Source organism: Bradyrhizobium cytisi (genome assembly GCF_008123515.1).
Classification (GTDB): Bacteria; Pseudomonadota; Alphaproteobacteria; order Rhizobiales; family Xanthobacteraceae; genus Bradyrhizobium; species Bradyrhizobium cytisi.
This window is the reverse complement of record NZ_VSSR01000048.1, coordinates 28,214-47,892: the sequence shown is the minus strand read 5'-3', so window position 1 is coordinate 47,892 and position 19,679 is coordinate 28,214. Positions and strand designations below refer to the sequence as shown.

The following is a 19,679-nucleotide window of genomic DNA, read 5'->3' as shown; positions in this document are numbered from 1 at the left end:
AACAATTCTTGCCCAGTCTCGTAGCGTGCCCACCCTACGAAACCTGTTTTGTCACCAGCGTCCCGCTCACGAGGGCCGCTTGCGCTTGTGGGCGAAGGGGTTGGCCTTCTCGCGCAAGGTGATGCGCACCGGCGTGCCCGGCAGCTCGAAAGCCTCGCGCATCGAGTTGATGAGGTAGCGCAGATAAGATTGCGGAACTGCGTCCGCACGCGAGCAGAACAAGACGAAGCTCGGCGGGCGCGCCTTGGTCTGGGTGATGTAGTTCAGCTTCAGCCGGCGGCCGGACACGGCCGGCGGTGGATTGGCCTGGACAGCCTCCTCGAACCAGCGGTTCAATGCCGAGGTCGAGACGCGCCTGTTCCAGAGCGCATAGGCGTCCTGGATCGCCTGCATCAGGCGATCGATGCCCTCGCCCATCAGGCCGGAGACGGCGACGATAGGCACGCCCTTGATCTGCGGCAGCCAATGGTCGGCGTCGCGGCGCAACGTCGAGATCGCGCCGCCGCCCTTGGTCTCCATCAGGTCCCATTTGTTGACGGCGAGGACGACCGCGCGTCCCTCGCGCTCGATCAGATCGGCGATGCGCAGATCCTGCTCTTCGAAGCGGTTCTGGGCATCCATCATCATCACGACGACTTCGGCAAAGCGCACCGCGCGCAACGCATCAGCAACCGAGAGCTTTTCCAGCTTCTCCTCGATGCGCGAACGCCGGCGCAGGCCGGCGGTGTCGAACACGCGGAATTCCCGGCCTTTCCAGTTGAGCTCGACCGCGATCGAATCGCGCGTGGTGCCGGCCTCCGGGCTCGTCAGCAGGCGTTCCTCGCCGAGCAGATGGTTGATCATGGTCGACTTGCCGGCATTGGGCCGGCCGACGATGGCAACCCGGATCGGGCGCGTCGCGGCCTCTTCCTCGGTGAGCGGCTCGTCGTCCTCGGCCTCATCCTCGTCGACGGGCTCCGGCATCAGCTTGGCGAGCTCGTCGTAGAGCTCGCCCATACCCTCGCCGTGCTCGGCCGAGATCTGGATGGGATCACCGAGGCCGAGCGCAAAGGATTCCATTGCGCCGGCGTCACCGTGCTTGCCCTCGCTCTTGTTGGCGACCAGCAGCACCGGCTTGTTGGCCTTGCGGGCGAAATCGGCGAAGGCACGGTCGGTGGGTGTGAGGCCTATGCGGGCATCGATCACGAAGAACAGCGCGTCGGCCAGCGCGATCGCGGTCTCGGTCTGCTCCTGCATGCGCGCCGTCAGCGAGCCCTTGGCGCCCTCGTCGAGGCCCGCGGTGTCGATGATGGTGAATTCGAGACCACCGAGCCTGGCCTCGCCCTCACGGCGGTCGCGGGTGACGCCGGGCAAATCATCGACAAGCGCGAGCTTCTGTCCAACCAGGCGGTTGAACAGCGTCGACTTGCCGACATTGGGTCGGCCGATAATGGCAATTGTAAAGGACATCAGTCATTCGTGCGCCGTGAAGCTAGCGCCTGTCAATTCAGTGAAAAATATCAGCGCGAGAAACTGCCGCTGGGCATCGGCGCCGGGAACGCCCCCTGCGACTGCTGTTGCTGGGTGGTCTGTGCCGATTGTGCCGGCTGCTGTGCGGGTTGCTGGTCCGGCGGCGGCGCGGTGGTGCGCTTGCGGACGATCTTCTGCTTGGGCGGCGGCGCGGCAGGCGCCGGCGCCGCCTCGGGCTGGACCTCGCCATCGACCTCGCCGGCCGGCGCTTCGGCCGGTGCGGCTGCGGTCGCGGCCGGCTGCCTGGTCTTCTTGCCCTTGGCGGATTTCGACGGTTTCGCGGGCTCGGCGGGCGGCGGCTCGGCCGGCAGTGCCGCGACGGCAGGCGCGTTGGGATCCTGCTGTTGCTGCGCGCCCTTGTACATGTCCTTCGGTACGCCCTGCTCGAGACCCGGAACGCCCTCGGGGAATACCGGCTTGCGGTCGCCCGGCAGCTTCTTCTTGGTATCGAGGAAGTCGAGCAGATCGCTCGGATCGAAGCTGGAGCAACCGCCCAGAACAGCTGTGAAGGCGATCAGGACGGCGGCTGCGATCAAGCGGGGCGTGGCGCGCATATTACTATCTCGTCTCAGCTCTCGGGGCCGTCAGCTCTTGGCGACGGGCGGCAGCAAGGCCTGGAGCGCCTCGGCGCGCGAACGCAGGCCCGGCGGCGTTTCGCCGTCCTCGGCGATCGCATCGAGCCATTTGCGGGCCGCGGTCATGTCGTTGTTGCGCCAAGCCGACAGCGCCAGCATCTCGCGAGCGCTGTGGCGGAAGGTCGATTTAGGCTCGGCAGAGGTCTCCAGCCGCTGCTGGATGTCGGCGTAGCTCGCGCTGTCTACCAGCAGGCCGGCGGCGCGGACCTTTGCAAGATCCCGCCACTCGCTGCCGACACCGGAGTCGGCGGCGATGTCGTCGTACATCTTGGCCGCAGCCTTGGGATCGCGGGCCGATGCCTCGGCTGCAGCGCGAAGCCGCGCCAGGGTGCGGTAGCCGGACGGCGCCTTGGCGGCGAGATCGGCAAAGGCCGTCTCGGCTTCCGCGTGCTTGCCCTGCTCCGACAGCTCAACAGCCTTCTCGAAGATCGCGCCGGCCTCGGCGGCCTTCTTGGCCTCCAGATACTGATAGCCGCGCCAGCCGCCCACGGCCGCCACCACCAGCACCATGAGGGCGATGAAGTAGAGCGAATAGTTGTCCCACAGCTTCTTGAGCTGTTCGCGACGTACTTCCTCGTCGACTTCGTCAAATAATTCAGACACTTATGCTAATCCCATGCCCGGCCGGGAGGGCGCGCCAGATTGTGCGCGTCTAAAGCCCGTCCCCACGTCGCGGCGGCGATACCCTATCGATATGGCGGTGGCAAGGCAAAGCAAGGCCGATCAAGGTGTTAACGCGCGATCCGGGGGTCCCGGTGCCCCCTACCCCAGCCCGGTCAGGCCCCGACCAGCAGCTCCCGCAGCTGGCGCTTCACCACCTTGCCATTGGCGTTGCGCGGCAGGGGCTCCGCCGAGACTGTCATGGTCTCCGGCACCTTGTAATCGGACAGCCGCTCAGCGCACCAGGCCCGTAGGTCGTCGCTGCCGACCTGGATACGTGTGACCACGACCGCATGGACGCGCTCGCCCAGCACCGGGCATGGCTTTGCAATGATCGCGCTCTCGACCACGGCGGGGTGGCCGGCCAGCACGGATTCGACCTCGGCCGAATAGATCTTCAACCCGCCGCGGTTGATCATGTCCTTCTGGCGGTCGAACACACGGACGAATCCTTCGGCATCGACCGAGCCGAGGTCGCCCGAATGCCAGAAGCCGCCGGAGAAGCTCTCGGCCGTGGCCTTCGGGTTGTTCCAGTAACCCTTGATGACGGAGGAGCCCTGGATCCAGAGCTCGCCGATCTCGCCGGGCGGCAGCTCGCGCCCGTCCGTCCCCATCACGATGATGCGCGCGCCCGGACACGACAGGCCGACGCTGTCGATATGGCTCGCCGTCAGCTCGGCCGGCATGATGGTGGACGGCGACGCCGTCTCGGTCGAGCCGTAGCAATTTGCAAGCTTCAGGCCCGGAATTGTCGCCTTGAGCTTCTCGATGGTCGCGACCGGCATCGGGGCGCCGCCAAAACCGCCGACGCGCCAGCTCGAGAGATCGTAGCTGCCGAAATCCGGCTGCAGCAGGCAGAGATTGTACATCGCCGGCACCATCACCGTGTAGGTGACACGCTCGCGCGCCGCGAGCTTGAGATAATCCGCCGCCTTGAACTCCGGCATGATGATCAGCGCGCCGCCGCAGCGGATCATGGTCGTGATGTTGGCGACGACGCCCGTGACGTGCCCGAGCGGCACGGCCGCGATCGAGCGGTCGGCTGCCGTCAATTGCAGGCAGGACACGAACACCATCGAGGAATGCACGATGTTGCAATGGGCGAGCATCGCGCCCTTCGGCTTGCCTGTCGTGCCCGAGGTGTAGAGGATCATCGCGGTATCCTCCTCGTTGACTTCGACCGGTGCCGCGGCCGGTGCGTTGTCGGCGAGCACCGCGAAGCGCGACAGAGCCGGATCGCCGTCGATGGCGACGCGATGGATCACATCGGGCACATCCTGCGCATCGGGCAGCCGCTCGGCGAGACCCGCTTCGTGGATCAGGATTTTGGCGCCGCAATCGGTCAGGACATAGGCGATCTCCGGCTTCTGCTGGCGCGTGCTGAGCAGCACGGTGACCAGCCCCTCATGCGCTGCGGCAAACAGCAACAGTGGGAATTCGATGCGGTTACCGAGCAGGATCGCAACGCGGTCGCCGCGCCGCAGGCCGAGCTTGCGAAAGCCCGATGCAATCCGCGCGGCCTGCTCCACCGCCTGCCGCCAACTGAGCCGGACATTGCCGCAGACCAGCGCTTCGCCATCGCCGTTGCGCGCGGAAGCCTCGGCAATCATCGCCCAAAGACTGGCCGGTCGATCGGTGAAGGCCGGAACCACCCGATCGCCAAACCGCGCCTCGAACCGCATCGGCGGAATCTGAGATTGCGACCAGTCCATCAGAGGGCCCTCGGCTTGTTGCTTTTGTCACCTTCCGCGCATGGGCACGCGGTGCTGTCTTGCGCCGATCGGCTAGCCACCCATGACCGGAACACCGATCACGACAGGATGGAATGCAAACGCCAGCGCCAGATAGGCAACGACGCCGACGGCAATCGCAATCAGGTCGTTGGTGACGCCCCCTACCGGAATCGGCGGGCCGCCGCTATCGGTGCGATGCTTGAATGAAATGCGGTCATAGACCGCCCAGCCCAAAAACGAGCCGAACAGGATGATGGAGCCGAGATCGCCATTGGCGAGCAAATGCGCCGCCGCCCACAGCTTGATGCCGGCGAGCATCGGATGCTTCAGCGTCGCATAGATGCGCCCGCGCAAATATGACGCGACCACCAGGATGACGGCAGGCAGCATCAGCGCGACCGTGATGTGCTTCATCGCCTTCGGCGGGTACCAGACATCGATCCAGCCGGTCGCGCGATAATGGCCAAAGCCCCAGACGATCAGCGCCAGTCCCGCGAGCGAGACGACCGAATAGAGGATCTTGTAGGTCCCCTCGCCCAGCCGTTCGATCGCTTGTGCGCGCGCGTCTCGTTTCGTTGTGAAAATATGGGCGGCGAAAAACAGCACCAGCCCCAGGATCATGACCAGCAGACCCACGACATCCTCCCCTCAACCAGCGCCCCCGGCTATGGCGTATCATTGATTGGCCGCCGGTCGCAACTGATGCGCTACTTGCCGGTCTCGCGATTATCGACGTAGCGGATCGCGATCGGACGCCCGGCCAGGGCACCGCCGAGACCGCTGGTGAATTTCAGCGGCAGGCAGGCGTTCAGCGACGAACTGATCGCATTGAGATAGGTCGTCCTTGTATCAGCCGGGACGCCTGCGGTCGCGTATGTCAGGCGCGGCGGGCCGATCAGGCCGCCGGCCTTGTTGAAGCTGAAGCGCACCGACATCTGCATCCCCATCCGCGCATTGTCCGACGGCGGCGACCAGCAGGTACGCAGCTCGGCGAAGAGGTCACCGATCGTATCGAGATCGTGATCCGGCTTCTGGTATTTGGCGCGGTCGGCGTCTGACGGGACGCTCTCGATCGTGAGCTGGAGGTTCTCGCCGTAGGGATAATCGATCTCGGGAATGCAGGGCCCGTGATCGAGTACGCTGCAATAAGACGGCGTGCAGGGCCGATTGTCGAGCACGCTGCACGGCGAATGCGAGAACGGGATCGGATTGATCTGCCGACGCCGCGCGTCCGCGGCGACCGTCGATAGCGCCAGCAGAATAAGAACGAGGATAGCGCGCCACATGCCTTGAGCTCGCGAAATCACGTAATGAGAAGTCACGTGATGAAACGTGGCACCGCCTGTGAAGGCGTCAAGCCCGCGGGCGTTCACATGGTCGCGCTTAAGTGGCGGGGCTTCGCTTACCCCTTCTTCTTGACGTCCTTGACGTTGGTGAACTCGATGCCCTCGGCGCGTTCCCTGGTGTAGCCGAGATAGAACTCGTTCCGGGCGAGGTACACGGGATCGCCGTCGACATCGTCGGCGATGCTGGAGGTGTTGGCCGCGAGGAACGTGTCGAGCTTCTTGCGGTCCTCCGAGGAGACCCAGCGCGCGAGCTGGAACTCGCTCACCTCGAACTCGACCGGCAGCGAATATTCCGCCTCGAGCCGCGCCTTGAGCACGTCGAGCTGCAGCGCGCCCACCACGCCGACCAGCGCCGGTGCGCCGTCGCGCGGACGGAACACCTGCACAACGCCCTCTTCCGACATCTGCTGAAGCGCTTCCTTCAGCTTCTTCGCCTTCATCGCGTCGGTGAGACGGACCCGGCGGACGATTTCAGGCGCGAAGCTCGGCACGCCAACGAAATTGAAATCCTCGCCCTCGGTCAGGGTATCGCCGATGCGCAGCGTGCCGTGATTGGGAATGCCGACGACGTCGCCGGCAAAAGCCTCGTCCGCAACCGAACGGTCCTGGGCAAAGAAGAATTGCGGGCTCGACAGCGGCATGCTCTTGCCGGTGCGCACCAGCTTCGCCTTCATGCCGCGGCTGAGCTTGCCGGAGCAGAGCCGCGCAAAGGCGATGCGGTCCCGATGGTTCGGATCCATGTTCGCCTGGATCTTGAACACGAAGGCGCTCATGCGCGGATCGGTCGCCTCGACCTTGCGCTGGTCGCTGTCCTGCGCGCGCGGCTCGGGCGCGAACTTGCCGAGGCCTTCCAGCAGGTCGCCGACGCCGAAATTGCGCAGCGCGCTGCCGAAATAGACCGGCGTCAGATGGCCCTCGCGAAACGCGTCGAGCTCGAACGGCTTCGAGGCTTCCGTCACGAGCTCGAGCTCGTCCTTCACCGCCGAGACGTCGAGATTGGCATTGAGCTTGGCGAGTTCCGCGATCTCGATCTGCTGCGCGGCGCCGGTCTTGGCGCCTCCACCTTCGAGCAGGCGCACGCCGCCATTAGCGACGTCATAGGTGCCGAGAAAGTCGCGGCCGCGGCCGACTGGCCAGGTCATCGGCGTGGTATCGAGCGCCAGTGTCTTCTCGATCTCATCGAGCAGCTCGAAAACGTCGCGGCTCTCGCGATCCATTTTATTGATGAAGGTGATGATCGGGATATCTCGAAGACGACACACCTCGAACAGCTTTCGCGTCCGCGCCTCGATGCCTTTGGCGGCATCGATCACCATGACAGCAGAGTCGACGGCAGTCAGCGTGCGGTAGGTGTCTTCCGAAAAGTCTTCGTGGCCCGGCGTGTCCAGGAGGTTGAAGACGAGGCCCTCGAACTCGAAGGTCATGACCGAGGTCACGACCGAGATGCCGCGCTCGCGCTCGATCTTCATCCAGTCCGAGCGGGTGTTGCGCCGTTCGCCCTTGGCCTTGACCTGGCCGGCCAGATTGATGGCGCCGCCGAACAGCAGCAGCTTTTCGGTCAGCGTGGTCTTGCCGGCGTCCGGGTGCGAAATGATCGCAAAAGTGCGCCGCCGCGACACTTCTGCGGCAAGCGGGGAACGGGCCGGCGATTCGGCTGTGGTGGCGATGTCGGACATGGCGGGAGCGTTTGGCAGGGAAAATGGGCCTGAGCAAGCCTCATTTGGTGATTGCGGAGCCCTTTGGCCAGTCCCATATCGGCTTCGATCAGACAGATCTTTGCGGGAGGACGACCTTCCTGCTCATCAGCCTATCAGCCTGCGGGGACGACCCTGCCATGAATGGAGGGTCGTCATGGCCTGGAGCATCCTGTTCGTCGCCGGTCTTCTCGAGATCACCTGGGCGATTGGCCTGAAATATACCGAAGGTTTCAGCAGGGCGGTTCCTTCCGTCATCACGCTCGCGGCGATGGCGGGCAGCGTGATCCTGCTCGGGCTCGCGCTCAAGTCACTGCCCGTCGGAACCGCCTATGCGGTGTGGACCGGCATCGGGGCGGTCGGCACCGCGACGCTGGGCATCATCCTGTTCGGCGAACCCGCCACCGCGCTTCGCCTCGCCAGCATCGGGCTGATCGTCGCCGGCATTGTCGGGCTGAAGCTCGTTACTTGAAGATCTGGACCGCCCACCAGCTCAGCGCCGCGACGATGGCCGAGGCCGGGATCGTGATCACCCAGGCATAGACGATCGAGCTCGCCACGTTCCAGCGCACCGCCGAGACGCGGCGGGCCGCACCGACGCCGACGATGGCGCCGGTGATGGTGTGGGTGGTCGAGACGGGGACGCCGAGGAAGGTGGCCATGAACAGGGTCGCCGCCCCGCCGGTCTCGGCGCAGAAACCCTGCATCGGCGTCAGCTTGGTAATGCGCAAGCCCATGGTGCGGACGATCCGCCAGCCGCCCATCAGCGTGCCCAGCGCCATCGCCGCCTGGCACGACAGCACCACCCAGAACGGCACGGTGAATTCGCCGCCGAGATGGCCCTGCGAATAGAGCAGCACGGCGATGATGCCCATCGTCTTCTGCGCATCATTGCCGCCATGGCCAAGCGAATAGAGCGAGGCGGAGGCGAATTGCAGGATGCGGAAGGCGCGGTCGACCGCGAACGGCGTCGAACGCACCGAGAGCCAGGACACGATGGCGACCAGCATCATCGCAAGCAGGAAGCCGACCAGCGGCGACAGCACGATCGCCAGTACGGCCTTGGTCAGCCCACTCCAGACCGCCGCCGATAGTCCGGCCTTGGCCATGCCGCCGCCGACGAGGCCGCCGATCAGCGCATGCGAGGAGGAAGACGGGATGCCTAACGCCCAGGTCACGAGATTCCAGACGATGGCGCCGACAAGCGCTGCGAAGATCACCTGGGCATCGACAATCGCGGGATCGATGATGCCGGTGCCGATGGTCTGGGCGACGTGAAGGCCGAACACCATGAAGGCGACGAAATTGAAGAACGCGGCCCAGATCACCGCGAATTGCGGCCGCAGCACGCGGGTCGAGACGATGGTCGCGATCGAATTGGCGGCGTCGTGCAGGCCGTTCAGGAAGTCGAACAGCAGCGCGACGGCGATCAATCCGACCAGGACGGGAAGACCCAACGCAGCATCCACGGCGCGGCCCTGCCCTAAACTTGCTCGATGACGATGCTGTTGATCTCGTTCGCGACGTCGTCGAAGCGATCGGCCACCTTCTCGAGATGGTCGTAGATTTCGACGCCGACGATGAAGTCCATCGCGCTGCCGTTGCGGTGCTTGAGGAACAGCTCCTTCAGGCCGATGTCGTGGAGATCATCGACGCGGCCTTCTAGCTTGCCCAATTCCTCCGTGATCGCGGTCAGCATTGCGACGTTGGGCCCGATTGACTGCATCAGCGGCAGCGCGCGTCCCACCAGATTGGCGCACTCGATCAGGAGCGCGCCGATCTCGCGCATTGGCGGCTCGAAGGTGCGGACCTCGAACAGCATCACCGCCTTGGCGGTCTGCTGCATCTGGTCGATGGCATCGTCCATCGAGGTAATGAGGTTCTTGATGTCGCCGCGGTCGAACGGCGTGATGAAGGTGCGGCGCACCGCCGTCAGCACCTCACGGGTGATGTTGTCGGCATCGTTCTCGAACTGATTGACCCGCTGACAGTAGACCGGCGTCTCCTCCCCCCCGTTCAGCATGCCCTGCAACGCGACGGAGCCCTGGATCACGGTCTGGGCGTGGCGGTCGAACAGGTCGAAGAACCGTTCTTCCTTGGGCAGGAAAGCGCGAAACCAACGCATCATGGGAATAGTCTACCGGTTGGACATGGCCCGGCCCGAACGGACCGTCGTAAAACCGTCATAGACCATTTTCGCTTCGCGCGCGTGTCATCTCGCGCCCGCGGAGCCGGATCATCCACCGGATTCGCGCACCAATGAAACTGGTGCGATATCAATTATTTAGAGCGACCGCCGAAAGTAGTGCGCAACTTCACCAACGACGCCACGGCGGAAGGTGAGCACGCAGATCACGAAGATCGAGCCCTGGATCACCGTCACCCATTGGCCGAAACCGGCCAGATATTGCTGCATGGCGATGATCGCGAAGGCGCCGACCACGGGACCGAAAACGGTGCCGAGACCGCCGACCAGCGTCATCAGCACGACTTCGCCCGACATCGACCAGTGCACATCGGTGAGCGAGGCGTTCTGCGCCACGAACACTTTCAGCGCGCCGGCAAAGCCCGCCAGCGTTCCCGACAGGACAAACGCCAGGAACTTGTACTGGTCGGTCCGGTAGCCGAGCGAGATGGCGCGCGGCTCGTTCTCGCGGATCGACTTCAGGACCTCGCCGAACGGCGAGTTGATGATGCGATAGATCAGCAGGAAGCCCGCGAGGAAGCCGACCAGCACGACGTAATAGAGCACCGTCGGCTTCGACAGGTCGAGCACGCCGAACATGTGCCCCTGCGGAATGCCCTGGATGCCGTCCTCACCGTGGGTGAACGGCGCCTGGAGGTAGATGAAGTACAGCAGCTGCGACAGCGCCAGCGTGATCATCGAGAAATAGATGCCCTGGCGGCGGATCGAGATGTAGCCGGTGATGAGCGACAACCCGAACGCCGCAGCGATGCCGACGAGAATGCCGAGCTCAGGCGGCAGCGCCCACACCTTCAGCGCGTGCGCGCTGCAATACCCGGCCGTGCCCATGAACATCGCATGGCCGAACGACAGCAGCCCGCCATAGCCGATCAGCAGATTGAAGGCGCAGGCGAGCAGAGCGAAGCACAGCGCCTGCATCACGAAGAACGGATAGATGCCGCTGAACGGCACCGAGGCCAGCAGCAGCGCCATCACCGCGAATACGATCATCTCGTCACGCATCGCGCGGGGGCTCATCGGCAGCGTGTCGTCCGTCAAGGCTGTCATATCAGGCTGCCCTTCCCGTCAATCCGGTTGGCTTCACCAAGAGCACCAGCACCATCAGCACGAACACGACGGTGTTGGAGGCCTCGGGGTAGAAATATTTGGTCAGGCCCTCGATCACGCCGAGCGCGAAGCCGGTGATGATGGAGCCCATGATCGATCCCATGCCGCCGATCACCACCACCGCGAAAACCACGATGATGAGGTCGGCGCCCATCAGCGGCCGGACCTGGTTGATCGGCGCCGAGAGCACGCCGGCGAGCGCCGCCAGGCCGACGCCGAGACCGTAGGTCAACGTGATCATGCGCGGCACGTTGATGCCGAAGGCTCGCACCAGCGTCGGATTTTCAGTGGCGGCGCGCAAGTTGGCCCCAAGCCGCGTCTTCTCGATCAGGAACCAGGTCGCAAGGCACACCACCAGCGAGAAGATGACGACCCAGCCGCGATAGATCGGCAGGAACATGAATCCGAGATTCATGCCGCCCTTGAGCTGGTCCGGAATGGAGTAAGGCAGGCCCGACGAACCGAAATAGTTCTGGAACACGCCTTGGACGATCAGCGCGATGCCGAAGGTCAGCAGCAGACCGTAGAGATGGTCGAGCCCGGTCAGGAATTTCAGCATGGTCCGTTCCAGGATCATGCCGAAGATGCCGACGATGATCGGCGCAAACAGCAGCGCCCACCAGTAATTGATGCCGCCGAGGTTCAGCAGGAAATAGGCGACGAAGGCGCCCATCATGTAGAGTGCGCCATGGGCGAAATTGATGATGTTGAGCATGCCGAAAATGACGGCGAGCCCGAGACTGAGCAGCGCATAGAATGAGCCGTTGATCAGTCCCACCAGTAGCTGTGCGTAGAGAGCCTGCATCGATCCAGCACCCAGTCCCTTCGGCGTTCCCAAAGTAGCGCCCGCCGGCTCGTCGCCGGCGGGCTTCGGTCTTATTTCTTAAGCAGCGCGCACTTGCTCTCGGAGAGCGGCGTGAAGGCCTGATCGCCCGGCACGGTGCCGACGAGCTTGTAGAAGTCCCACGGTCCCTTGGACTCGGAGGGCTTCTTCACCTCGAACAGATAGGCGTTGTGGATGGTGCGGCCGTTGGGCTGGATCTCGCCCTTGCCGAACAGTTCGTCTTCCGTCGGCATCGACTTCATCTTCTCGACGACCTTGATGCCGTCATGAGGATTGCCGCCGAGCGCGTCCAGCGCCTTGAGATAGTGGCGCACGCCCGCATAGACACCCGCCTGCACCATGGTCGGCATCGCGCCGCTCTTCATCTTCTCCGAGAACCGCTTGGAGAAAGCCCGGGTCTGATCGTTCATGTCCCAGTAGAAGGTCTCGGTGAAGTTCAGGCCCTGCGCGGTTTCCAGACCGATCGCCTTGACGTCGGTGAGGAACAAGAGCAGCGCCGCGAGCTTCTGGCCGCCCTTGACGATGCCGAACTCGGCCGCCTGCTTGATCGTGTTGGTGGTGTCGCCGCCGGCATTGGCAAGGCCGATGATCTTGGCCTTGGAGGCTTGCGCCTGGAGCAGGAAGGACGAGAAATCCGGCGTGTTGAGCGGATGCTTGACGCCGCCGACGACCTTGCCGCCGTTGGCGGTGATAACGGCGGTGGTATCGCGCTCGAGCGCCGCACCGAAGGCGTAGTCCGCGGTCAGGAAGAACCAGGTGTCACCACCGGCCTTCACCAGCGCCTGGCCCGTGGTGTGGGCCAGCATGTAGGTGTCGTAGGTCCAGTGCACGGTGTTGGGCGAGCACTGCGCGTTGGTGAGGTCGGAGGTCGCCGCACCCGAGTTGATGTAGACGCCGTTCTTTTCCTTCACGACGTTATTGACTGCGAGCGCTACGCCGGAATTCGGCACGTCGACGATGATGTCGACCTTGTCGACGTCGAACCACTGCCGCGCGATCGCGGTGCCGATATCCGGCTTGTTCTGGTGATCGCCCGAAATGATGTCGATCTTCCAGCCCTTCGCGGCGAGGCCGGAATCTTCCACTGCCATCTGGGCGGCGAGCGTCGAGCCGGGTCCTCCGAGGTCGGCATAGAGACCGGATTGATCGGACAGCGCACCGATCTTGACCGTCTTGTCCTGCGCGAAGGCTGCGCCGGCGGCGGTCACGGCCAACGCCGTGCCAAGCAACAACGATGCAATCGACTTTTTCATGCTACTTCCCTCGTGAATCTTCTCGCGACCGTCCGACCCTTTGGCCGTACTAGACGCCGAGATAGGTGTGGAGCTTGTCCATGTTGGCGGCAAGCTCCGCATTGGAAAATCCGTCAATGATCTTGCCGTGCTCGACGACGTAATAGCGGTCGGCGACGGTCGATGCGAACCGGAAGTTCTGCTCGACCAGAAGGATCGTGAAACCTTCCTTCTTCAGCCGCGCAATGGTGTGACCGATCTGCTGAATGATGACAGGCGCAAGACCTTCGGTCGGCTCGTCCAGCATCAGGAACCTGGCGCCGGTGCGCAGGATGCGCGCGATCGCAAGCATCTGCTGCTCGCCGCCGGACAGCTTGGTGCCCTGGCTGTTGAGCCGCTCCTTCAGGTTCGGAAACAGATCGAATATCTGTTCGAGCGGCAGTCCGCCCGGGCGCACCACCGGCGGCAGCAACAAATTCTCGCGCACGTCGAGACTGGAGAAAATCCCCCGCTCCTCCGGGCAGAACGCGATGCCCATGCGCGCGATCTTGTCGGAGGTCGCGCGGATGATGTCCTGGTTGTTGAATTTGATCGAGCCGGCACGCTTGCCGATGATGCCCATGATCGACTTCAGCGTGGTCGTCTTGCCGGCGCCGTTGCGCCCGAGCAGCGTGACGACCTCGCCCGCGTTCACGTCGAAGTCGATCCCGTGCAGGATGTGGGACTCGCCGTACCAGGCTTCGAGGTTGCGGACCTGGAGGATGTTGCCGCCGGTTGCGGCCTTCGCCGGAGCGTCGACCATTGCAGTCTCAGGCATGACCGGCTCCCAGATAGGCTTCCTTGACGCGCTCGTCCTTGGTGAGTTCGCCGTAATTGCCCTGCGCGAGCACCTGCCCGCGCGTCAGCACGGTGATGATGTCAGAGAGATTGGCCACGACGCTCAAATTGTGCTCGACCATCAGGATCGTGTATTTCGCCGAGATGCGCTTGATCAGCGCTGCGATCTTGTCGATGTCCTCGTGGCCCATGCCGGCCATCGGCTCGTCCAGCAACATCATCTCCGGATCGAGCGCCAGCGTGGTCGCGATCTCGAGCGCGCGCTTGCGCCCGTAAGGCATTTCGACCGCCGGCGTATTGGCAAACTCGCTGAGGCCGACATCGTTCAACAATTCGAGCGCGCGGTTGTTGAAACGGTTGAGCGTCGATTTCGAACGCCAGAAATCAAAGGAGCTGCCGTGCTGACGCTGGAGCGCAACACGGACGTTTTCCAGAGCGGTCATGTGCGGAAACACCGCCGAGATCTGGAAAGAACGTACCAGCCCCATGCGCGCCACGTCGGCGGGCGGCATGGCGGTGATGTCCTGTCCCTTGTACAGGATTTTTCCGGCAGACGGTTTGAGGAACTTGGTCAGAAGATTGAAGCACGTCGTCTTGCCGGCCCCGTTCGGGCCGATCAACGCGTGAATACTCCCACGGCGAACCCTAAGCGCAACGTCGCGGACGGCAAAGAAGCCCGCGAACTCCTTGGTCAAGCCTTCCGTTTCGAGAATGAACTCATCGGCCAAACAGATTTCCCCCTGCCCGCGCAATGCGCGTGGCTGTCCTTGTTGCTTCGGCTTTCCGGAGGCCTTGGAGCCTTCCCGGAACGCTGCCTCCGGGCGCGGAATATGCCGGAGGTGACGGGGGTTAGGCAAGGCGGAAAGCTGAGCAGGTCAGACCTCCGGCCGGGAGTCTTATGCTCCCTTAGTTGGAGGTTTGTGATGTCGCGCCCGCCGGCCTTCCGGTTCGCAAGGCACCGGTCATCAAGCCGTCGTTAACGGTCTTTGGTCCCGCGCGCCAGCCTTCATCAAAAATTTTCCCGCCGCGGCGATCATGGGCGGGTTTCATTCGCCGGGAATATTGCTTTGGATTTCGCCAGCGCCGCTCCCTCCGTCGTCAAGTCGATCAAGCAGCGTGACCTGCTCAACACGTGGCTGCGACTTTATGCGCGCCACCATACGGCGCCGGCGATCTGGGAGTACCAGCCCGCGCGGCTCGAGGAAGAGCTGTCCGATCTCATCTACTACACGGTGGACAATTCGACGCCGACGCCGCGCCTGACCATCCAGAGCGAGGGCACGCGGATCTCGCGCGCCTATGGTCATACCGGCAAGGGAATCCTGCTGGAGGACTATGTCGGACCGCGGCTCGCGCCCTTTGTCATGCCGGTCTATCGCGAATGCATCGCGCGCGCGCTTCCGGTCTACAGCGTTGCCGACGTCGACGACATCTATGGCCGCGTCGTTGCCTATGAACGGCTGCTGCTGCCTTTCCTGACCGACGACAAGGTCAGCCACGTCATCGCTTCGCTCAAGACCTTCTGCGAGGACGGCGGCTTCGAGATCAAGAATCTGCTGCGCGGAAATGACGCGCTGCCGCGGCCGAAACTGCGCACGGTGATCGACCGCGATCTGTTTCACCACGCCCCAGGACGCATTGCGGCCGCCGACGTCGTCGAATTCGCCGATCAGCCCGGCGATCCGAGCGTCACCGCCGAGATCATCGAGCTGAACTGACACTTAGCGCGATTTGGCCCTGACTTCCTTGTCGTAGATATCCGGCTTGAAGCCGACCAGGAGCTTGCCGCCGATTTCGAGCACCGGCCGCTTGATCATCGATGGTTGCGCTAGCATCAGGGCTAGCGCCTTCTTCTCGGTCAGGCCTTCCTTGTCGGTGTCCGGGAGCTTCTTGAAGGTGGTGCCGGCGCGATTGAGCAGCGTTTCCCAGCCGAGCTTGTCGCTCCATTGCTTGAGCTTGTCCTTCTCGACGCCGGCGGCCTTGTAATCGTGGAACTCGTAGGTGACGCCATGGGTGTCAAGCCAGGCGCGCGCCTTCTTCATGGTGTCGCAGTTCTTGATGCCGTAGATGATGTTGGGCAAGACGGTCCTCGCGCATGCGTCGTTACGTGCCGTGGTCATGGCCTTGGCGTTGTACGAAACTCCGCTTCGCGCGACAATATTGCCAACGACGCTTTCGACCTCTACCCGAACGGACACACCATGCACGTCACCCACGATCCAGTCGCGTCCGCCTCGCCGACCATCGACTTCAACACGTTCCTCGCGGTCGACATCCGCGTCGGCACCATCGTCGACGCAAAACCGTTTCCCGAGGCGCGCAAGCCGGCCTGGCGGTTGTGGATCGACTTCGGCCCGGCCATCGGCGTGCGCAAGAGCTCGGCGCAGATCACCGAGAACCATCCGCTCGAGACGCTGGTCGGACAGCAGGTCGCGGCCGTCGTCAATTTCCCCCCGCGCCAGATCGGACCTGTCGTCTCGGAGGTGCTGACGCTCGGCTTCCCCGATGCCGACGGCAAGGTCGTGCTGATGCAGCCGAGCAAGCCGGTGCCGAACGGCGGGCGCCTGTTCTAGCGTGGGGGAGCGGCAACCGCAGCCCCTTGCCATGGATCCTCAGGATCGGCATCGGATTTCTTGCCCGCGGCGCGGGCGGCGCTACAAAGCTCTGAGCCAGTTTCACGGCCGCTTCGGGATGTTGAGCCCGCGCTCCACGGCAGGACGCGCCAGTCCGCGTTCGAGCCAGGCGGCAACCGACTTGAACTGGCTGAATGCGACGAGATCGCCGGCGCCGTAGAAGCCGATGAGGTTGCGCACCCAGCCGAGCATGGAGACGTCGGCGATGGTGTAGTCGTCATCCATGAACCATTGCCGGCCGGAAAGATGCGTCTCCATCACGCCGAGCAGGCGCCTGGACTCGCCCACGTAACGCTCGAGCGGCCGCTTGTCCTCAAAATCCTTGCCGGCGAACTTGTGGAAGAAGCCGACCTGGCCGAACATCGGCCCGATGCCGCCCATCTGGAAGTGCACCCACTGGATGGTCTGGTAGCGCCGCGCGGCGTCCTGCGGCAGCAGCTTGCCGGTCTTCTCCGCGAGATATTGCAGGATCGCACCGGACTCGAACAGCGGCAGCGGCTTGCCGCCGGGGCCATTGGGATCGAGGATCGCCGGGATCTTGCCGTTGGGATTGAGCGAGAGGAATTCCGGCGTCCTCTGGTCGTCCTTGCCGAAATCGACGAGATGGACTTCGTAAGGCAGCCCGATCTCCTCCAGCATGATTGAAACCTTGACGCCGTTCGGCGTCGGCAGCGAATAGAGCTGAAGCAACTCCGGATGCCTGGCAGGCCAGCGCTTGGTGATCGGAAAGGCGGACAAATCAGACATCGAGACCCCGGCTTCGTTCGCGAGCTGCCGCTTAATCTAGGCGAGCCATCGAACGGCGCAAGGCCGAGCTACCATCTCAACTGTCTCGGTGCCGAGACTCGATCACAATGGCCGCAGCAAATGACTTGTGGCGTACACTGCGTCGCGCTGTGCGCGTTGCTCGATGAAGAGCTGCCCGGTCACGAGCAGCGCTCCGACGAAAAAAAGTGCGAGCATAGCGGTCGCAAACTGACTGACATCATTCATCGCAAGCGTTTCCCTGTATTTGGTTCGCACAGGGAACGCAGGGTTGCCGTTGGCAGTTCCTCCACACTTCAAATAAATTGCCGCTTTTTCCCGATCCAGCGAGCTGGCTCAATAATTGATCTCCATCCGCAGACCGCGCGGATCGATCTCATCCCCGCCGACGCGCTGCTTGCTGTCCCGCGCCGCGACTGCACATGCGCAGGCATCGATCAGATCGTCGCGGTCGATGCCGGTGCCGTGGCGCTGCATCAGCCATTTCGAGAGCTTCGTGAAGCCGCGCTGCGCCAACAGTGCAATGCGCAGCTCGCGACCTTCCGCCGATGTCTTCTTCGCAAGCCGAACTCCCCTCACAAGATTCCACAAGATCAGCTCCGGATGCGCTTCGCCGATCGTCGCCTGCCGCACCGGTGTCATGATCTCGTCGACCTCCCTGATCTTGTCCCTGATATTCCAGAGCTGCGCCGAGACGCCCCTCCCCTTGCCTTCGTGCTCCCAATAGTGCCGGTTGGCTGCGGCCATATCGGGAAACCTCCAGAGATCGCGGCGGGCCCCGAGAAACACGGCCGGGCCCACCATTTCACGCGCACGCAAGTCGCATGTTCGATAACCTTCTGTCTTCAACCCAATCGGCATGTCGATCATCGCGCGCGCATGCGGCGTCGCGAGCAGCCGCGTGAGGCCCGGCGAATAGTCGAAGCCGTGCTGGCCACACTCGTCGATCCACGCGGCGACCCAGCCGAAACGAAATCCGTCGAGACCGAGATAGGTTTTCACGCGTCCGGTTGCGCCTCCTACCAACGTTTGTTCATCCTTCGCCCCGACGACCCTCGAACAGCCGTTGCGCCAGCAGCGCATCGCCGAGCGTGCCGCCGGCGGGCGCGATCGCGCAAAAGGGTTCGCGGGCGCCTGCAATTTGTTCGTGGTCAGCCTCCAACGGCCTGGTAGGCCAGGCGCTTGAACTCGAAGAAAAACGGATTCCAGAAGCCCATGTGGCGCTGGGCCATCAGGACGCCGGCGGTATTGGCCTCAGGGCAAATCCACCAATGGGTGCCGGCGAGCCCGCCCCACTGGAATTCGCCGGTGGAATTCGGGGGATCGAACTGCGTCGGCGCGAAGGTGACGGCGCCGCCAAGGCCAAAACCCTTGCCAGGCATCGGCCCGAGATTGGCGAAGCGAATCGTCTCGCCCGCCGGCAATTGGTTGGTCATCATCTGCCGCAGCGTCTCCGGCTTCAGCAGCGCCTCCGGCCCGGGCACCAGGGCACGCACCAGCGCGAGCATGTCCGGTAGCGTCGAGACCAGCCCGCCACCGCCCGACAGCAGCGGGAACGGCCGTCGATAGGCCTGCGGGTAAGGCAGATTGTCGGCGCGGGTGAGGCCCGGCTTGGTCGGATCAAGCACGTCGGCGCCGGTATAGTGCGCAACCAGCCTGCCCTGCTGCGCTTCAGGCACGGAGAAGCCGGTATCGGTCATGCCGAGCGGATCGAAGATGCGCGCCTTGAGGAAGGCATCGAGCGGCTTGCCCGAGACGACCTCGACGACGCGACCGAGCACGTCGGTCGCCACCGAATATTCCCAGCTGGTGCCGGGATGATATGACAGCGGCAGATCGGCCAGCTTGTCGATCAAGTCCGTCAGCGGCGTCAGCGGATTGAGCACGCGCGCCTCGTTGTAGCCTGTGAACAGCACCGTACCGGGATCGAAGATGCCGTAGCTGAGGCCCGAGGTGTGCGTCAGCAGCTGCCGGATCGTGATCGGGCTTTTCGCCGGCTCGACATCAGCAAGATTTGCCGCGCCCTGCTTCAGTACTTTGCGATTGGCAAGCTGCGGCAGCAATTTTTCGATCGCGTCATCGAGCCCGATGCGGCCCTCCTCGACCAGCAGCATGATCGCAGAGGTGACGAAAATCTTGGTATTGGAGAACGCGCGGAAGATATGGTTCGGCCGCAGCGCCGTCCGTGCCTCGCGATCGGCAAACCCGACGCATTGCTGGTCGACCAGTTCGCGTCCGCGCAGCACCACCCAGGACACGCCGGGGACGATCTCCTGATCGACATAGCGCTGCATCGCCGTCCGCACAGCGGAATAATCTGGATTTGCTGTCCTGGCGTCCATAGATGGGCTCTCCCCGAATTGGTTGCGATGGATATAGCAACGAATCGGCCGCGGGGAAGCCCGTTCGCGCGAGGCGCGGACGGCGCCGGCAACACCCGCATTTTTGTTTCACCGCGTGTTCGCACCCGCGCGAGCA

The 19,679-nt window shown here is 63.6% G+C and carries 22 protein-coding genes; 3 read left to right on the top strand and 19 right to left on the bottom strand.

Annotated elements, in window-relative coordinates; genetic code table 11:
• Positions 1 to 66: 66 nt before the first annotated feature.
• The 7 genes from der to FXB38_RS28505 form a co-directional block, all read right to left on the bottom strand.
• Complete coding sequence (gene der / locus FXB38_RS28535; RefSeq protein ID WP_148754258.1) at positions 67 to 1,449, bottom strand: ribosome biogenesis GTPase Der; 1,383 nt, start codon at positions 1,447 to 1,449, stop codon at positions 67 to 69.
• Positions 1,450 to 1,499: 50 nt separating this feature from the next.
• Positions 1,500 to 2,063: a hypothetical protein gene (locus FXB38_RS28530; RefSeq protein ID WP_148754257.1), complete on the bottom strand. Its 564-nt coding sequence runs from the start codon at positions 2,061 to 2,063 to the stop codon at positions 1,500 to 1,502.
• Positions 2,064 to 2,093: 30 nt separating this feature from the next.
• Positions 2,094 to 2,747, bottom strand: coding sequence for a tetratricopeptide repeat protein (locus FXB38_RS28525; protein ID WP_148754256.1), 654 nt, complete (start codon positions 2,745 to 2,747; stop codon positions 2,094 to 2,096).
• A gap of 173 nt (positions 2,748 to 2,920) precedes the next feature.
• Complete coding sequence (locus FXB38_RS28520; RefSeq protein ID WP_148754255.1) at positions 2,921 to 4,516, bottom strand: class I adenylate-forming enzyme family protein; 1,596 nt, start codon at positions 4,514 to 4,516, stop codon at positions 2,921 to 2,923.
• A 72-nt stretch (positions 4,517 to 4,588) separates the two neighbouring features.
• Positions 4,589 to 5,173, bottom strand: a complete 585-nt coding sequence (locus FXB38_RS28515) for an NnrU family protein (protein WP_148754254.1) — start codon at positions 5,171 to 5,173, stop codon at positions 4,589 to 4,591.
• Positions 5,174 to 5,244: 71 nt separating this feature from the next.
• The gene (locus FXB38_RS28510) at positions 5,245 to 5,823 is read right to left on the bottom strand and encodes a hypothetical protein (RefSeq protein WP_148754253.1); all 579 of its coding nucleotides are present in this window, start codon (positions 5,821 to 5,823) and stop codon (positions 5,245 to 5,247) included.
• 116 nt (positions 5,824 to 5,939) lie between these two features.
• Entirely contained in the window at positions 5,940 to 7,559 is a 1,620-nt protein-coding gene (locus FXB38_RS28505; RefSeq protein ID WP_148754252.1) for a peptide chain release factor 3, read from the bottom strand.
• Positions 7,560 to 7,734: 175 nt separating this feature from the next.
• Between FXB38_RS28505 and sugE the strand changes: the two genes are divergently transcribed.
• Positions 7,735 to 8,049 carry a quaternary ammonium compound efflux SMR transporter SugE gene (gene sugE / locus FXB38_RS28500; RefSeq protein WP_148754251.1) on the top strand — a complete coding sequence of 105 codons (315 nt, stop codon included), beginning with the start codon at positions 7,735 to 7,737 and terminating at the stop codon, positions 8,047 to 8,049.
• Here sugE and FXB38_RS28495 read toward each other — a convergent pair.
• The 7 genes from FXB38_RS28495 to FXB38_RS28465 all read right to left on the bottom strand — a co-directional run bounded on the left by FXB38_RS28495 (position 8,042) and on the right by FXB38_RS28465 (position 14,531).
• Entirely contained in the window at positions 8,042 to 9,046 is a 1,005-nt protein-coding gene (locus FXB38_RS28495) for an inorganic phosphate transporter (protein ID WP_148754250.1), read from the bottom strand. The genes sugE and FXB38_RS28495 overlap by 8 nt on opposite strands.
• Before the next feature lie 14 nt (positions 9,047 to 9,060).
• Positions 9,061 to 9,705: a DUF47 domain-containing protein gene (locus FXB38_RS28490; protein WP_148754249.1), complete on the bottom strand. Its 645-nt coding sequence runs from the start codon at positions 9,703 to 9,705 to the stop codon at positions 9,061 to 9,063.
• Between the two features lie 156 nt (positions 9,706 to 9,861).
• A complete protein-coding gene (locus FXB38_RS28485; protein WP_148754248.1) occupies positions 9,862 to 10,830 on the bottom strand; it encodes a branched-chain amino acid ABC transporter permease in 969 nt (322 codons plus the stop codon).
• A 1-nt stretch (position 10,831) separates the two neighbouring features.
• On the bottom strand, positions 10,832 to 11,695 hold the full coding sequence (locus FXB38_RS28480; protein WP_148754247.1) for a branched-chain amino acid ABC transporter permease: 864 nt from the start codon (positions 11,693 to 11,695) through the stop codon (positions 10,832 to 10,834).
• A gap of 71 nt (positions 11,696 to 11,766) precedes the next feature.
• Complete coding sequence (locus FXB38_RS28475) at positions 11,767 to 12,987, bottom strand: ABC transporter substrate-binding protein (protein WP_148754246.1); 1,221 nt, start codon at positions 12,985 to 12,987, stop codon at positions 11,767 to 11,769.
• Between the two features lie 49 nt (positions 12,988 to 13,036).
• Positions 13,037 to 13,783, bottom strand: coding sequence for an ABC transporter ATP-binding protein (locus FXB38_RS28470; protein ID WP_148754245.1), 747 nt, complete (start codon positions 13,781 to 13,783; stop codon positions 13,037 to 13,039).
• Positions 13,776 to 14,531 (bottom strand): ABC transporter ATP-binding protein, encoded by a 756-nt coding sequence (locus FXB38_RS28465; RefSeq protein ID WP_148754244.1) that lies wholly within the window; start codon positions 14,529 to 14,531, stop codon positions 13,776 to 13,778. The genes FXB38_RS28470 and FXB38_RS28465 overlap by 8 nt, the downstream gene beginning before the upstream one ends.
• Before the next feature lie 339 nt (positions 14,532 to 14,870).
• Between FXB38_RS28465 and FXB38_RS28460 the strand changes: the two genes are divergently transcribed.
• Positions 14,871 to 15,521 (top strand): PAS domain-containing protein, encoded by a 651-nt coding sequence (locus tag FXB38_RS28460; protein ID WP_148754243.1) that lies wholly within the window; start codon positions 14,871 to 14,873, stop codon positions 15,519 to 15,521.
• Between the two features lie 3 nt (positions 15,522 to 15,524).
• Here the strand turns inward: FXB38_RS28460 and FXB38_RS28455 are convergent, their stop codons facing one another.
• Positions 15,525 to 15,884: an ArsC family reductase gene (locus FXB38_RS28455; protein ID WP_148754242.1), complete on the bottom strand. Its 360-nt coding sequence runs from the start codon at positions 15,882 to 15,884 to the stop codon at positions 15,525 to 15,527.
• A 120-nt stretch (positions 15,885 to 16,004) separates the two neighbouring features.
• Here FXB38_RS28455 and FXB38_RS28450 point away from each other — a divergent pair, with 120 nt between their 5' ends.
• On the top strand, positions 16,005 to 16,376 hold the full coding sequence (locus FXB38_RS28450; protein WP_148754241.1) for a tRNA-binding protein: 372 nt from the start codon (positions 16,005 to 16,007) through the stop codon (positions 16,374 to 16,376).
• Between the two features lie 102 nt (positions 16,377 to 16,478).
• Here FXB38_RS28450 and FXB38_RS28440 read toward each other — a convergent pair whose 3' ends face one another.
• From FXB38_RS28440 to FXB38_RS28430, 4 genes are all read right to left on the bottom strand, one after another.
• Positions 16,479 to 17,183, bottom strand: coding sequence for a glutathione S-transferase family protein (locus FXB38_RS28440; RefSeq protein ID WP_148754240.1), 705 nt, complete (start codon positions 17,181 to 17,183; stop codon positions 16,479 to 16,481).
• A gap of 102 nt (positions 17,184 to 17,285) precedes the next feature.
• Positions 17,286 to 17,429 carry a hypothetical protein gene (locus FXB38_RS43080; RefSeq protein ID WP_187435202.1) on the bottom strand — a complete coding sequence of 48 codons (144 nt, stop codon included), beginning with the start codon at positions 17,427 to 17,429 and terminating at the stop codon, positions 17,286 to 17,288.
• A 108-nt stretch (positions 17,430 to 17,537) separates the two neighbouring features.
• Entirely contained in the window at positions 17,538 to 18,203 is a 666-nt protein-coding gene (locus tag FXB38_RS28435) for a DUF429 domain-containing protein (RefSeq protein WP_148754239.1), read from the bottom strand.
• A 149-nt stretch (positions 18,204 to 18,352) separates the two neighbouring features.
• The gene (locus FXB38_RS28430) at positions 18,353 to 19,543 is read right to left on the bottom strand and encodes a serine hydrolase domain-containing protein (RefSeq protein WP_148754238.1); all 1,191 of its coding nucleotides are present in this window, start codon (positions 19,541 to 19,543) and stop codon (positions 18,353 to 18,355) included.
• Between the last annotated feature and the right edge of the window lie 136 nt (positions 19,544 to 19,679).